This window comes from Vreelandella sp. ssv, assembly GCF_059448525.1.
In genome coordinates this window covers 1,583,990-1,597,362 of record NZ_CM182545.1, presented here as the reverse complement: position 1 = coordinate 1,597,362, position 13,373 = coordinate 1,583,990, and the positions used below count along the sequence as shown (strand labels likewise).

At 55.3% G+C, this 13,373-nt stretch carries 13 protein-coding genes; 2 read left to right on the top strand and 11 right to left on the bottom strand.

Translation table 11 applies throughout. From position 1 onward, the window contains the following. Window positions 1-110: 110 nt before the first annotated feature. From acpP to AC5TBW_RS07285, 6 genes are all read right to left on the bottom strand, one after another. Entirely contained in the window at window positions 111-344 is a 234-nt protein-coding gene (gene acpP, locus AC5TBW_RS07310; protein ID WP_008956801.1) for an acyl carrier protein, read from the bottom strand. A 124-nt stretch (window positions 345-468) separates the two neighbouring features. Then, window positions 469-1,212 carry a 3-oxoacyl-ACP reductase FabG gene (gene fabG / locus AC5TBW_RS07305; RefSeq protein WP_495511420.1) on the bottom strand — a complete coding sequence of 248 codons (744 nt, stop codon included), beginning with the start codon at window positions 1,210-1,212 and terminating at the stop codon, window positions 469-471. 57 nt (window positions 1,213-1,269) lie between these two features. Next, window positions 1,270-2,229, bottom strand: coding sequence for an ACP S-malonyltransferase (fabD, locus tag AC5TBW_RS07300; protein WP_495511419.1), 960 nt, complete (start codon window positions 2,227-2,229; stop codon window positions 1,270-1,272). 117 nt (window positions 2,230-2,346) lie between these two features. Next, window positions 2,347-3,396 (bottom strand): phosphate acyltransferase PlsX, encoded by a 1,050-nt coding sequence (gene plsX, locus AC5TBW_RS07295; RefSeq protein ID WP_495511418.1) that lies wholly within the window; start codon window positions 3,394-3,396, stop codon window positions 2,347-2,349. A 43-nt stretch (window positions 3,397-3,439) separates the two neighbouring features. After that, window positions 3,440-3,610, bottom strand: a complete 171-nt coding sequence (gene rpmF / locus AC5TBW_RS07290; RefSeq protein ID WP_008956805.1) for a 50S ribosomal protein L32 — start codon at window positions 3,608-3,610, stop codon at window positions 3,440-3,442. A 36-nt stretch (window positions 3,611-3,646) separates the two neighbouring features. Beyond that, entirely contained in the window at window positions 3,647-4,177 is a 531-nt protein-coding gene (locus tag AC5TBW_RS07285) for a YceD family protein (protein WP_495511929.1), read from the bottom strand. Between the two features lie 224 nt (window positions 4,178-4,401). Here AC5TBW_RS07285 and AC5TBW_RS07280 point away from each other — a divergent pair, with 224 nt between their 5' ends. Continuing rightward, a complete protein-coding gene (locus AC5TBW_RS07280; protein WP_495511928.1) occupies window positions 4,402-5,025 on the top strand; it encodes a Maf family protein in 624 nt (207 codons plus the stop codon). Between the two features lie 29 nt (window positions 5,026-5,054). Here AC5TBW_RS07280 and sppA read toward each other — a convergent pair whose 3' ends face one another. Genes sppA through AC5TBW_RS07265 form a run of 3 tightly spaced genes read right to left on the bottom strand, consistent with a single transcriptional unit; the run spans window position 5,055 to window position 7,724 of the window. Then, window positions 5,055-6,095, bottom strand: a complete 1,041-nt coding sequence (gene sppA, locus AC5TBW_RS07275) for a signal peptide peptidase SppA (RefSeq protein WP_495511417.1) — start codon at window positions 6,093-6,095, stop codon at window positions 5,055-5,057. A gap of 26 nt (window positions 6,096-6,121) precedes the next feature. Next, complete coding sequence (locus AC5TBW_RS07270; RefSeq protein WP_495511416.1) at window positions 6,122-6,772, bottom strand: HAD family hydrolase; 651 nt, start codon at window positions 6,770-6,772, stop codon at window positions 6,122-6,124. A 10-nt stretch (window positions 6,773-6,782) separates the two neighbouring features. Further along, the gene (locus AC5TBW_RS07265; RefSeq protein WP_495511415.1) at window positions 6,783-7,724 is read right to left on the bottom strand and encodes an RluA family pseudouridine synthase; all 942 of its coding nucleotides are present in this window, start codon (window positions 7,722-7,724) and stop codon (window positions 6,783-6,785) included. A 726-nt stretch (window positions 7,725-8,450) separates the two neighbouring features. Here AC5TBW_RS07265 and rne point away from each other — a divergent pair. Next, the gene (rne, locus tag AC5TBW_RS07260) at window positions 8,451-11,786 is read left to right on the top strand and encodes a ribonuclease E (RefSeq protein WP_495511414.1); all 3,336 of its coding nucleotides are present in this window, start codon (window positions 8,451-8,453) and stop codon (window positions 11,784-11,786) included. 81 nt (window positions 11,787-11,867) lie between these two features. On the opposite strand, the gene murB is transcribed toward rne, so the two are convergent. Further along, on the bottom strand, window positions 11,868-12,881 hold the full coding sequence (gene murB, locus AC5TBW_RS07255; protein WP_495511413.1) for a UDP-N-acetylmuramate dehydrogenase: 1,014 nt from the start codon (window positions 12,879-12,881) through the stop codon (window positions 11,868-11,870). A 4-nt stretch (window positions 12,882-12,885) separates the two neighbouring features. Beyond that, a complete protein-coding gene (locus tag AC5TBW_RS07250; protein ID WP_495511412.1) occupies window positions 12,886-13,350 on the bottom strand; it encodes a low molecular weight protein-tyrosine-phosphatase in 465 nt (154 codons plus the stop codon). Window positions 13,351-13,373: the final 23 nt, after the last annotated feature.

The following is a 13,373-nucleotide window of genomic DNA, read 5'->3' as shown; positions in this document are numbered from 1 at the left end:
TGAACGTTATAAGCATAACGGCAGCAAAGCAAAAAAGCCGCCCTGCGAAAGGACGGCTCTTAAGGCGGGTGACTAACACCCCACCCAGGTTCGATGCATCGACGCAGCCCTTACTGGTGGGCGTTCACGTAATCGATGGCTTCTTGAACCGTGGTGATTTTCTCAGCTTCTTCATCAGGAATCTCAGTATCGAATTCCTCTTCCAAAGCCATGACCAGCTCAACGGTGTCGAGCGAATCAGCACCCAAGTCTTCTGTAAAAGAAGAGCTGTTTTGGATGTCTTCTTCTTTAACGTTCAGGCGCTCTGCTACAACTTTCTTAACGCGCTCTTCAATAGTACTCATCAACGTACTCCAGTCGTTCACATTAGCCGTTTTTGATAACCAGCTATTTGGAAACCGCAAGCCAAAAGCTGCGGGGTAGTTTATAGACGCCCTTGGGTCGACGCAACCGCCAAGCCCAAGGCCATCAACGCATATTCATGCCGCCATTCACGTGAAGTGTCTCGCCAGTGATATATCCGGCTGCATCACTGGTCAAAAAACCTACCGCTGCGGCGATCTCTTCCGGCGCCCCTAAACGAGCTAACGGAATTTGTTTAAGCAGCATCTCGTGCTGCGCCTCGGGGAGCGACTCGGTCATGTCAGTGGCAATAAAGCCCGGCGCCACCGCATTCACCGTAATTGCTCGAGAGGATACCTCTCGCGCCAAGGCTCTGCTAAAACCTTCCATACCGGCTTTAGCTGCAGCATAGTTAGTTTGGCCCAGGTTACCCATGGTTGCCACCACAGAACTAATCGACACAATACGCCCAAAACGCGCCTTGGTCATACCCCGTAAACACGCCTTACTAACACGATAGACAGATTTCAGATTGGTATCCATTACGGAATCCCACTCATCTTCTTTCATGCGCATCAGCAAATTATCACGCGTGATACCGGCGTTATTGACCAAAATAGTCGGCGCACCAAAGCGCTCAGTAATGGTTTTCAACACACTATCGATGCTGGCTTGGTCTGTCACGTTAAGACATAGACCCGCCCCTTCAATGCCGTTCGCTTTCAAATCAGCGTCAATTTTCTCAGCACCAGACTCACTAGTCGCCGTCCCAACAACGATACGACCTTGACGACCAAGCTCACGAGCAATGGCCTGTCCAATACCGCGACTCGCCCCTGTGACCAGAGCAACTCTACTTTCTTGCGTCATAAGGTCTGCCTCTAACCGTGTAATTAATCAAGGATAGCGTAATAAAACAATCCTTGGTCACGCTTTGTCAGCCAGTGTTTCTCGCGCTAGCTCAAGCGCAGCATTCAGGCTATCAGGATCATTGACTGCTAACCCCTTGCTACCCTTCACAATACGCTTATTGAGGCCGGTCAACACCTTTCCAGGTCCGCACTCAATAAATACTTCAACGCCTTGATTGGCCATTGCCTCCACACAAGCACTCCAGCGTACCGGCTGATATAGCTGTTCGATTAAGCGTGTGCGCAGTGTCGCTGTATCGGTATGCGGCTTGGCGTCAACATTTTGAATAACGGTATAGCGTGGCGTTCGCAGCTCAATGGCCTGCATGGCTTCTGCCAGGCGTTCGGCTGCCGGGCGCATCAACGCGCAGTGCGAAGGAACAGAAACAGGCAAGGCCATGGCGCGCTTGGCCCCGGCCTCTTGGCAGGCAATGATGGCTCGTTCCACGGCCGCTTTGGAGCCTGCCACCACCAACTGACCCGGAGAGTTGTAGTTGACCGCTGAAACAACGTCGCCCTGAGCGGCTTTTTCACAAGCAGCTTCAACAGCTTCGTCCGCTAGGCCGAGGATCGCTGCCATGCCGCCTTCACCGGCGGGCACAGCTTCCTGCATGGCTTCACCGCGCAGACGCACTAAGTTAACACCTTCAGCAAAACTCATGACGCCAGCACAAACCATCGCGCTGTACTCGCCCAGACTGTGACCCGCCATAACCGTCGGTCGCGGCCCTTCCAATTCTTGCCACACGCGCCAAATAGCGACACTGGCAGAGAGCAGCGCAGGCTGGGTGCAGGCGGTTGCATTAAGCGATGCTTCCGGACCTTCTTGGACGACTTTCCACAAATCGTAGCCCAAAGCATCCGACGCTTCCTCAAATGTCGTTCCCACCACACTATAGCGCTCGGCAAGCTCTCGCAGCATTCCCAGCTGCTGAGAGCCTTGCCCGGGAAAAATGAGGGCAAGGGGTTGAGACATGTCGTTCACCTTTGCTTTTGTCGGCATTTGCTCATATGAGCGATCGGCGAGGTTATTGGCACATCCTGATGCCACCTATAAACCCGCAAAAAATAACTCTTTATTATCTAATTATAGCTAGCTCGCGCCATTTTGCTCACTTGATGACGCTTGCCAGCGGCCTGCGATCCGCGCAGGTAAATTATGCTCTACTTCCCGAAGGGCGCGCTGGATAGCGTAGTAAAAACCATCGGCATGGGTACTACCGTGACTTTTCACCACTATGCCGCGTAAACCCAACAAACTTGCCCCGTTGTAACGCACGGGATCAAGCTCTTGCTTTAAGCGCCTTAACACAGGCTTGGCCAGTAGGCTTGCCAAACGGCCACTTAGGCGCGATTCAAATGCCATCTGCACGCGTTCAACCAACATACTCGTCAAGCCTTCACTTGCTTTAAGCACGGCATTACCCACAAAACCGTCACACACCACCACATCAAACTGGCCTTTAAACAGGTCGCCACCCTCGGCATAGCCCTGGTAAACGAAGGCACCACTGCTCGTGCTAGCATATTCACGCAGCAAACGATCAGCTTCGCGAACGCTGGCACTGCCCTTGGTTGCTTCTGCGCCAACATTAAGCAGCGCAACACGCGGCAACGCTGTGCCATCGACACATTGCGCCATCGCAGCGCCCATTAACGCAAAATCTACCAACCGATGGGCAGGGGAATCGACATTGGCCCCAAGATCCAGCAGATAACAGCGACGCCCTTGGCGTGCAGGAATCGCCGTACTGATAGCCGGTCGGGAAATCCCCTCGATCATTCCCAGCTCGCGCCTAGCCAAAGCTACAAGCGCTGCTGTGTTACCGGCACTCACGCCAGCAACGGCCTCGCCCTGAGCGACACTTCGCAACATGTGCACCATGCTGGTTGAATGCCCCCTGCGCAATGCCCAGGCTGCCGTTGTCGATGGCGTAATGCTCTCCGGGGCATCACACACCACCAAACGTGACGTTGCCGCAGCCAGAGGCTGCGGCAAGCGTGAAAGCTCAGCAAGAATTTGCTGACGCGGACCATACAGAGTCAGCTCAAGACCGGGGTGTTCGACCGCCGCCTTTGCGGAGCCTGCGATAATCGCATGAGGGCCTTGGTCACCCCCCATAACATCAATCGCTAGGCGCATACCGCACTGAATCCGTTTAGCCGCTTAATAACGCAATTGAGGCTTATACCTCAATCACTTTACGTCCACGATAGAAACCGTCCGGAGAAATGTGGTGACGCAGGTGAGTCGTACCCGTTTCTTTATCCTGAGACAGCGTAGGAGCGGTTAGCGCATCGTGGCTACGACGCATGCCGCGCTTGGAACGAGTTTTACGGTTCTGCTGAACTGCCATGGGTGTTTACTCCAAGGTATTTAAGGTAAAGGGTGCTTATTTTTTGCCTTTCAAGACATTTAGCACCGCGAAAGGGTTCGTCGCTGGCGTTGTTTCTGGCGCCGCGCCTTCTGCTTTGCTGACCAGCTGCTCCGCCGAGACATGACATTCGGCTTCATCGTGATAGACCACTTGAGGCAGGCTAAGAATCAACTCATCCTCAACCACCGTCAAAAGATCCAGCTGTTCCTTTTCCACCAGCACCGGTTCATGACTAGCAGGCAGCTCGGCCGCTAAGGCTTCGTCAGTGACCATTCCAAGCAAAAAGTCACTGCTTACCTCTTGAGGCAGCGGCACCAGGCAGCGTCGGCAGGCAAGCGCCAACGTCGCTTGCAAGTGGCCACGAATTTCACGACGGCCTTGAGCATCGACGCCAAACTCAAGCACGACATGACAGTCGCCAGTTTGGATACCCGCTTCTTCGGCAAGACGTGGCAGCTTATCAAGCGCTACCAAGCCTTCGATTCGTTCGTGGCGGGCTGCAAGCTTATAAGGCTCAACCCGGCTGGGGAGTTGTGAGGTCAACATAGGCGCGCAATGATAGGCACTCCCCCTGCTGGTGTCAAAGCCGTCAGTGTAATTCTTCATACCATCCTCACCAAATAACCCACATAGCACTGATTAAACATCCAAGATGAAACTCAACAAACAACCGACATAGGCACGTTTACCTGCTTTCGCTACACTCTACTGCTTTGTCATTGCATTCGTGCCATCACACAGCCAGCAGGAGTTTATTTGTGACCTCATCAATGACCGAGTCCTTGAGCAAACAGGCAACAACCGCAACGGCAGAGTTGATACTGGCCTCAAGCTCACGCTGGCGGCGCGAGCTACTGGATCGACTACAACTGCCTTACCAGTGTCATTCTCCTGATATTGACGAAACGCCCCACCCCGGTGAAACACCTCAAGCCTTGGTTCATCGGCTCGCACTGAGCAAAGCCAACGCCGTTGCGGCGCATCATCCTCACCACTGCATTATAGGCTCAGATCAAGTCGCGGTATTTGAAGGCGACATCCTTGGCAAGCCACATACGGTAGAGAAGGCTTGCGCCAACCTCGCCCGCTTCTCTGGCCAACGCGTGACTTTCCTGACCGGCTTAGCGCTGGTGGATACACGTAGCCAGAGCCACCAAGTGCACGTCGAGCCGTTCGAGGTAGTGTTTCGTACGTTAAGCACTCATGAGATCGAGAACTACGTGACTAAAGAACAGCCGCTCGACAGTGCCGGCAGCTTTCGAATGGAAGGCTTAGGTATTGCGCTGTTTGAAAAATTGGAAGGCCGCGACCCGAACGCACTCATTGGGCTACCGCTGATAGCGCTCTGCGACATGCTGCGCCAAGCGGGACTTGATCCGCTTGGCGCGCACTAATCAACAGAGCCAACGACGAGGATTAACGATCAAAAACGGAGCGGGGTGTGGGGCGCACTAACCCCCAACACCTCGGCGGCAACCTGAGCAAATCGTCTGGTGAGGCGCTCAAATGGATCAAGGCTCGGCGTGTAATCTACCCAGTCTGTGTTTCCCACTCGGTCGCGAGACAACTGCTCGAGGCTGCCTAACTGATCAACTAGGCCTAGCTCGACACTCTGCTCACCACTCCAAACTAGGCCTGAAAATATTTCCGGACTATCACTGAGCCTTTCGCCCCGCCCTGCGCGGACATCATCAATGAACTGACGATGCGTCTGGTTTAAAACACTCTGCCAAAACGTCTCAGCCTCTTCGTCTAAGGGCTGGAATGGGTCTAAAAAGGCCTTATTGTCACCCGCCGTCACCAAGCGTCGCTCAACGCCAATCCGCGCTATCGCCTCCTCAAACCCAAAGCCCGCGTAAATAACGCCGATCGAACCTACCAAGCTAACAGGCGACGCCACAATTTCGTCCGCGGCCGCCGCAATATAATAAGCACCGCTGGCACCGATATCTTCAATCACAGCAATAATTGGCTTATCACCCTGTTCGCGCAGGCGCATGATTTCAGCATAAATCCGCTGAGACTGAACCGGACTACCGCCTGGACTATTAATGTGTAACACCACTGCTGCAGCGCTCTCCGACTCCCAAGCACGGCTCAAGCCCCGGATGACGCGCTCAGCGTTGGCTGGGGAGTCACTGGCGATCACGCCATTAACGTCCACGATCCCTAAGTGGCGCTGGGTAGGCGCCGTCACACCAGGAGAATCCCAAAACAGGCTATAAAGCGTGGCAAAGAGGGCTGCCAACACAATAGCCAGCATCATCAAACGGAAAAACAGTTTCCAGCGACGGGTGCGCCGCTGCTCGGTCAACACGCCCCCTATCCAGTGATCCATCATCTCAACCTGCGCGAGCCGTTGACGTTCGCGTAGGGTTTCGGCATCGTCAGCCGGCGCGCCAGCCGTTGGGGCAACGCGGTCGGATGTAATTTCAGGACCTTCTGTCCAGCGATCATCACTCATAAAATATCCTTATAATCCCAGGCAGCTTAACCGTGTAAACGATCAAAAAGCTCGTCAACGCTATGCACAATCCACTTTGGATGACTCTCTGCCAATCGCTCTGGCGCGTGCACGCCGTAGGTCACGCCTATACGGTCCATACCAATCGACCGGGCCATTTCCAGGTCGTACTCCGTATCGCCGACCATGACGGCCCGTTCGACGGGCACTTCTAGCTCTGCCAGCAGCTCTGAAAGCATTTGTGGATGCGGTTTTGATCGTGTTTCGTCTGCGGTTCGACTGGCATGAAACCAGTCACCACTGCCGGTCTCAGCAAAAACACGGTCTAGCCCGCGGCGACTTTTACCCGTCGCGACCGCCAACCGCTGCTGTTCACAGCTGCGCAACCGAGCGATCCGCTCTTCCACTCCCGTGAAAAACAGCATCGGTGTCGTATCTACCGTCACAAAGTGGTGTGAATAGCGCTCTCGAAGCCTCTCGGCTTGCGCAGGCATAATACCCGGGCAAAGCTGAGCGATAGCCTCGGGCAGCCCTAACCCAATTATATCCTCCACCTCAGGCGCCGACAGCTCCCCCCACTCGGCTTCCAGAGCCGCCGCCTGCATGCACGATACAATGCGCGGCACCGAGTCCATCAAAGTGCCGTCCCAATCAAATATAATCAGCTCGTACTGCATAGCAGCTCCTTTATCGACGAGCGCGAACGAGGGTTTCTTCCAAGGCTTCTGGTAGTGGCGCTTTGACGGTTACCGGCCGACCGTTTGTCGGCTCAGGGAAAGTGAGTGCGCGGGCATGCAGGAAAAGCCGCCCCAACCCTAGCTGTTTGGTGAGCAAACCACTTTCCCGGGTGGAGTATTTATCATCGCCCAACAGCGCGTGACCCGCATGGGCTGCGTGAACGCGAATTTGGTGGGTACGACCCGTGACCGGCTCGGCTTCTATAAGAGTGACTTTTTCGAAGGCTTCCACTACCGAAAAGTGCGTGCGTGACACCTTACCATTGGGGTCTACCCGCACACGCCGCTCGCCGTTACCGGCATCAAAGCGATCCAAACGAGCGCTTTCATAGGTTTTACGTGCGGGCCAACGGCCGCTAACCAACGCTAAATAGCGCTTATCCATTCCGTGCTTCTTTAACGACTCATTGAGAGTGACCAGCGCATCACGGGATTTAGCCAGCAGCAAACAGCCCGACGTATCGCGATCCAAGCGGTGAACCAATTCCAGAAAACTCAGGTCATCGCGCACCTGACGCAGCGCCTCGATCAAACCGATTTTAACCCCACTGCCGCCATGCACCGCCAATCCGGAAGGTTTGTTGAGCACCATCCAGTCCGGGCCCTCCATAATGACGCTGCCGACTAATAGATCGCGTAAATTATCGCTCACTTCCTTAACCGCCTCGCGAGGCGCTAGGCGCAGCGGAGGTACGCGGACTAGATCGCCCGCCTGTAAGCGATAATCGACCTTGACGCGCTTTTTATTAACGCGCACCTCTCCTTTACGCACAATCCGGTAAATAAGTGCGCGAGGCGCACCTTTAAGACGCGTCATGAGAAAATTATCAATTCGCTGACCTGCTTGCTCCGGGGCGATATCCACCCACTGCACTTCACGCCCTTCGGACATTACCGCTTACTCCTGCTTTGAGTCTGTGACATCAGCTAAAAACGGCATTCTAGCGTAGACCCAAGGGCATTGCGTCAATTGCTGGTCGTAGTCTTTACTGTTATATTCGAAATTGTTCACCAGCTAAGCGCAGAAAGCTGTCCTGTCTAGCGCTAGCGACTAGCTGATCGATAGCTAATTGGTTAAATTTGTTAGCAGAGAGCATCACCGCTGAGCTTGGTTAATGCGCCTGCCCGACTAACACGCAGGCCTGAACAAAAAACGGCACCAGTGTACGCATTGCCCGTTTTCCAGTATTAAAAGCTGATCTTAAAAATGCAGTAACTCTGCCGGCCGTTTTTTATGCCGGCAGATGAAAGTAAGCCTAGCCCTCAACGGCAGGCAGTAACTAAACAACGCCACGCCCTGAGTAGCTCCGTCTTATTCGTCACAAGGCGCTGACTGACTCCGGGCGACAAGTTCAACGCTGTGCCGGTGGCCGGCGTTGGTGAATCGATGAATGCCAGGTGTTGGCGGTGTCAGCAGGGCCGGATGGACGTGACAGCCACCGGAACACGTCCTGCCTCCGCCACGTACTCAACGCCCTATTGGCCGGGTTGGCGATGACGCCTTCCCGGCTTGACGCGTCAGCATTGCAATGCGCCGAGCACAAGCACGCAGCACCCAGCGGTTCGCCTACGTCACCCCATAGGCAGTTCGCCGGCACGCAACGCTATGCGAGATACTATGAAACGGATGCTTATTAATGCGACCCAGCCCGAAGAGCTGCGCGTCGCCTTGGTTGATGGACAACGCCTTTACGATCTGGATATCGAATCCGGCGCTCGAGAACAGAAAAAAGCCAATATCTATCGCGGTAAAATTACTCGCGTAGAGCCATCACTTGAAGCTGCCTTTGTCGATTACGGCGCTGACCGCCACGGCTTTTTGCCGCTCAAAGAGATCTCTAAAGAGTACTTTGTGAAAGACGTCTCTGGACGTCCAAGCATTAAAGAAGTGCTCAAAGAGGGCCAAGAGGTCATCGTTCAGGTCGATAAAGAAGAGCGTGGCAATAAAGGCGCCGCGTTAACTACCTTTGTTAGTCTGGCGGGTCGCTTTTTGGTGCTGATGCCCAACAACCCGCGGGCAGGCGGTATTTCTCGCCGCATCGAAGGCGACGAACGCAGTCAGCTCAAAGATGCCATGGGGCAGCTCACCGTACCCGACAAAATGGGCCTGATCGTGCGCACTGCGGGGATTGGCCGCAATCCAGAAGAGCTGCAGTGGGATCTGGACTACCTGGTTCAGGTTTGGGAATCCATTACCACCGAAGCCGCTAAGCGCCCTGCCCCGTTCCTGATCTACCGTGAATCCAACGTCATCATTCGCGCCATGCGCGACTACCTGCGCCAGGACATCGGCGAAGTCTTGATCGACAGCCCCGAGATTCACGCCGAAGCACTGGGCTTTATTCGCCAGGTAATGCCATCGTACCAGCAGAAGATCAAGCTCTACGCGGATGAAGTGCCGCTGTTCTCGCGCTTCCAGATCGAATCGCAAATTGAAACGGCCTACCAGCGCGAAGTGAAGCTCCCTTCCGGTGGCTCGATTGTAATCGATCATACTGAAGCACTGGTCTCCATCGATATCAACTCCGCCCGCGCCACTCGCGGCAGTGATATCGAAGAAACCGCCCTACAGACTAACTCTGAAGCCGCCGATGAAATCGCTCGTCAGCTACGCCTGCGCGATATCGGCGGTTTGGTGGTTATCGACTTTATCGACATGGGCCCTGCGCGCAACCAGCGTGAAGTTGAAAACCGCATGCGCGATGCGCTGAAGCTAGACCGCGCGCGGGTACAGATCGGCCGTATTTCACGCTTTGGCTTGATGGAAATGTCCCGTCAGCGCCTGCGTCCTTCGCTGGGCGAAACCAGCGGCGTGGTTTGCCCGCGTTGTAACGGTCAAGGCACTATCCGCGACGTACGCTCGCTGTCGCTATCCATTATGCGCCTGATTGAAGAAGAGGCCATGAAAGAGAATAGCGCGCAGATCCGCGCCATTCTGCCGGTACCGGTCGCCACCTATCTGCTGAACGAAAAACGCAGCGTATTGGCTGACCTTGAGTCCCGCCAAGGCGTTCGCGTCGTGCTGCTGCCCAACCCTGATATGGATACGCCGCACTACGACGTTCAGCGCTTGCGCGACGACCATCTGGATGAAGATGATACCCAAAGCTTATCAAGCTTCGAGCTCTCCACCGATACCGAAGTAGGCAAAGAACCAACCCCCAGCTTCGTGCCGCCCGCTCAACGGGCAGAAGCTGCGGTGAAAAGCGTTACCCACAATGCGCCTGCCCCGGCATCACTGCAAACCGAAGAGAAAGCGCCTGCCGCTTCCCCTGCGCCTTCGGCTAAAACCGCACCGGTAGCCAGCGAGCAATCGAGTGTCTTAGGCCGCTTTATGCGAGGCTTCGCCAAGCTGCTAGGCAGCGACGAAAGCAGTGCCGAACCCGCGCCAGCACCCAAGGTAGAAACCCCGGTGTCGCGTAAGCCGAGCGAGCGCAAAACCACTCAGCGCAACAGCGAGTCACGGCAGAAGTCATCCCGTGGAGAGCGCGGTGACAACACAAGCCGTAACGAGTCGCGCAACGATAGTAGCGCCAGAACTGAACAAAGAGCAGAGCAAAAAGCGGAACAAAAGGTTGAGCAGAAAGTTGACCAACAATCCGAGCAGCGCAGCAGCTCACCCCGTGCAACCAGCGATGATAATAGCGATAAGCGCAGCGGCCCCAGCCGCACCCGCAATCGTCGTCGCCACCCTCAGCAAGACGATGCCAACGGTCAAGAGACAGCGACTAAAGCGCCTCGAAAAGAGGCTCAGGCTGACAGCTCTGCCAAAGAGGCAAATAACAGCAAAAGCGCTGCGCCGAAAGAGTCCCGCCGTGACAACCAGCGCGAAGAGACGGCCAAACAGCCGGAAGCTGCGCCGGACGACGGTAAACCGAAGCGTACGCGCAACAACCCGCGCAACCGTACGCGCACCCAGGCGATCAATCCTCAGGCAGAAGCCGAGCAGTTGAAGTTGCAGGCAGAAGCGCCAGTGGAAGCCCCTGTTGAACAAGCAGCTGAAACGCCAGAGCTTCAAGCACCGGTAGCAGAAGCTCAAGCGCCGGCAGCCAAAGCACCGGATGTTGCTGACGTTGCAACAGCTGACGTTCCTCACGCTGATGTTGCTCAGCCAGAGGCAGAGTCCACCCATACTGCCGAAACGGGTGAGCAAGCTGACAACGCCACCACCGCTGACCAACCGGTGGCAGAGAACGCCAAAGCGCGCAAATCGACGCATCAGCGCCGTCAGCCCAAAGCGGCACCCGCCGTAGCACAAGAGCCAGCGGTGGAAGCCGTTGAGCCGAAAGCTACTGCTGACCAGTCAAGCGAACCAGCGCCCACGGCAGGCGATGAATCGATAACTGTCACCGCCGCTGACGCGAACGACGAGCCACAAGCAAAACCTGCTGAAGTCAGTTCGACGGCTGCTGAAACCGAGCACACTAACGATAGCCAGCCGATTGTTAGCGAAGCGGTAGCGCCTGAAGCGATTAAACAGCCTGCAGAACACGCTGTCGATTCTGCCGCCAGTGATGAGGCTGCCACCACGCCTCCCACCGGTACTGCTACGGATCGCAGCGATGAGATTCAGCCCGCTGCGGAAACTGACACTCAGGAAACACCTCAGCAAGCAGTAGCGCCAAGCGCGGCTGACAGTGTCGCCCCAGTGTCTTCACCTGAAAAGCCTTCCGTTAGTGAGCTCAATCACGCTAGCGAAGAGTCTAGTGAAGAAGAGCAAAACGTTGAGCAACAAAAGCCAACGAGCGTCGAATTAGCGACACCTGAAGCCCCTACGACTGAAGTAGAGCCTCAGCCAGTCGCTAGCGAAGCGCTTGTTGAAACGCCTGCTGAAGCACCTGCAGAAGCGCTTGACGAAGACAGCACGCCCAAACCACGGCGGCGTCGCACCCGGGCCCACAATGACCCGCGTGAAAAACGTAAACAAGCGCAGCAAGACACTCACTCCGAGTAAATCGGTTGGGTGTTGCAGTCACAAAAATCCCCGCTTCGGCGGGGATTTTGCGTTATGGCATGTATCAACCTAGTCAGTTGGCTAGTCGTTAATTAAACGTGGCTCTGGTTCTAAGTGCACGCCAAAGCGTGATGCGACCTGGGCGGCGATATAGCGCGCTGTTTTCATTAGCCCCTGACGATTACCACCGCCAAAATGTACTAGCACTAGGGCTTGATGCTGGTGTACACCGAAAGCACCATCGCGCATCCCCTTCAATCCGCACTGATCTATTAACCAACCGGCTGCCAGTTTAGTTCGCCCATCTTTCTGGGGAAAATGAGGCATGGCGGGATATGCGTGCAAAAGCTTCGCTGCCTGCGCATCCTCGATCAACGGATTTTTAAAGTAGCTTCCCGCATTAGCAAGCACCTCGGGGTCAGGCAACTTCTCCCGACGAATAACACAGACGGCCTTAGCCACCTCAAGCGGCGTGGGCATATGTGATAATCGTGCGGCGAGATCGCCATAATTTAGCTTTGGTGTTGGAAGTCGGGAGAGGCGCAGGACCAATTGGGTAATCGCTACGCTACCGCTGAGAGAGCCTTTAAAAATACTCTCACGATAACCAAAGGCGCACTCCTGCGCGCTTAACCAGTATGAACGGCCCGTGGAAAGCTCCATTACCTGAACCGCTTCCAGCGTATCGGCAAGTTCAACACCATAGGCGCCAATATTCTGCACCGGCGCCGCCCCACAGCTGCCTGGAATCAGCGCCAAATTTTCAATACCCCACAGACCGCGTTCGGCAGTCGCCATTACTAGCTCATGCCAATTAACCCCAGCCCCGACGTGGGCATAAACACTCCCCTCTCGCCGAACAAACCAGCATTGGTTTAAAGCGGGCCGCACGGCCAAGCCCGACAAATGATCAGGCAGGAGCACATTACTGCCACCGCCTAGCAGCGTAACGGGCCAGTTTTGCTGGTGCGCATGAGCGAGCACAGCGCGTAACTCCGACAACGCCGTTGGCGCTGCAAAATGCACGGCTTGGCAAGGGAGGCGCAGCGTGTTGGCGTGCGTTAAATCGACGTTAGCTTGTAGTTTCAAAGCCACCACTTCAGCGCCCACGCTTGAGGTGTTGAATCAGCCCTTGTGAGGCTGCTTCTATCATATCCAGCACGTTTTCAAAGCCCTCTTCGCCACCGTAATAGGGGTCTGGCACTTCAGCACCAGGCGTACCAGCGAAATCTAGAAACAGGCCGATATGGGCTTGGCTATTAGCAGGTTTCAGGTCGCGCATGGCGCGTAAATTATCCTGATCCATGCCCAGTACATAGTCGAACTCTGTAAAATCCTGCTCGTTTAGCTGACGAGCACGTAGGCCGCTTAAATCGATGCCTCGGCACAAGGCGGCCTGCTGAGCTCGCACATCTGGCGCCTTGCCCACATGCCAACTACCGACACCGCAGGAGTCGATTTGAACCTCGTCGGCGAGCCCTGCTTGCTCGATAGCTCGGCGGAAAACACCTTCTGCGGTAGGAGAACGGCAGATATTGCCTAGACACACAAATAACACTTTCACGAAAGCTCTCCTTAAAGGCTGGG

Excerpts from the sequence above, each read along its gene's own strand:
- acpP (WP_008956801.1), bottom strand. The coding sequence starts at position 344 with ATGAGTACTATTGAAGAGCGCGTTAAGAAAGTTGTAGCAGAGCGCCTG.
- fabG (WP_495511420.1), bottom strand. The coding sequence starts at position 1,212 with ATGACGCAAGAAAGTAGAGTTGCTCTGGTCACAGGGGCGAGTCGCGGT.
- fabD (WP_495511419.1), bottom strand. The coding sequence starts at position 2,229 with ATGTCTCAACCCCTTGCCCTCATTTTTCCCGGGCAAGGCTCTCAGCAG.
- plsX (WP_495511418.1), bottom strand. The coding sequence starts at position 3,396 with ATGCGCCTAGCGATTGATGTTATGGGGGGTGACCAAGGCCCTCATGCG.
- rpmF (WP_008956805.1), bottom strand. The coding sequence starts at position 3,610 with ATGGCAGTTCAGCAGAACCGTAAAACTCGTTCCAAGCGCGGCATGCGT.
- AC5TBW_RS07285 (WP_495511929.1), bottom strand. The coding sequence starts at position 4,177 with ATGTTGACCTCACAACTCCCCAGCCGGGTTGAGCCTTATAAGCTTGCA.
- AC5TBW_RS07280 (WP_495511928.1), top strand. The coding sequence starts at position 4,402 with ATGACCGAGTCCTTGAGCAAACAGGCAACAACCGCAACGGCAGAGTTG.
- sppA (WP_495511417.1), bottom strand. The coding sequence starts at position 6,095 with ATGAGTGATGATCGCTGGACAGAAGGTCCTGAAATTACATCCGACCGC.
- AC5TBW_RS07270 (WP_495511416.1), bottom strand. The coding sequence starts at position 6,772 with ATGCAGTACGAGCTGATTATATTTGATTGGGACGGCACTTTGATGGAC.
- AC5TBW_RS07265 (WP_495511415.1), bottom strand. The coding sequence starts at position 7,724 with ATGTCCGAAGGGCGTGAAGTGCAGTGGGTGGATATCGCCCCGGAGCAA.
- rne (WP_495511414.1), top strand. The coding sequence starts at position 8,451 with ATGAAACGGATGCTTATTAATGCGACCCAGCCCGAAGAGCTGCGCGTC.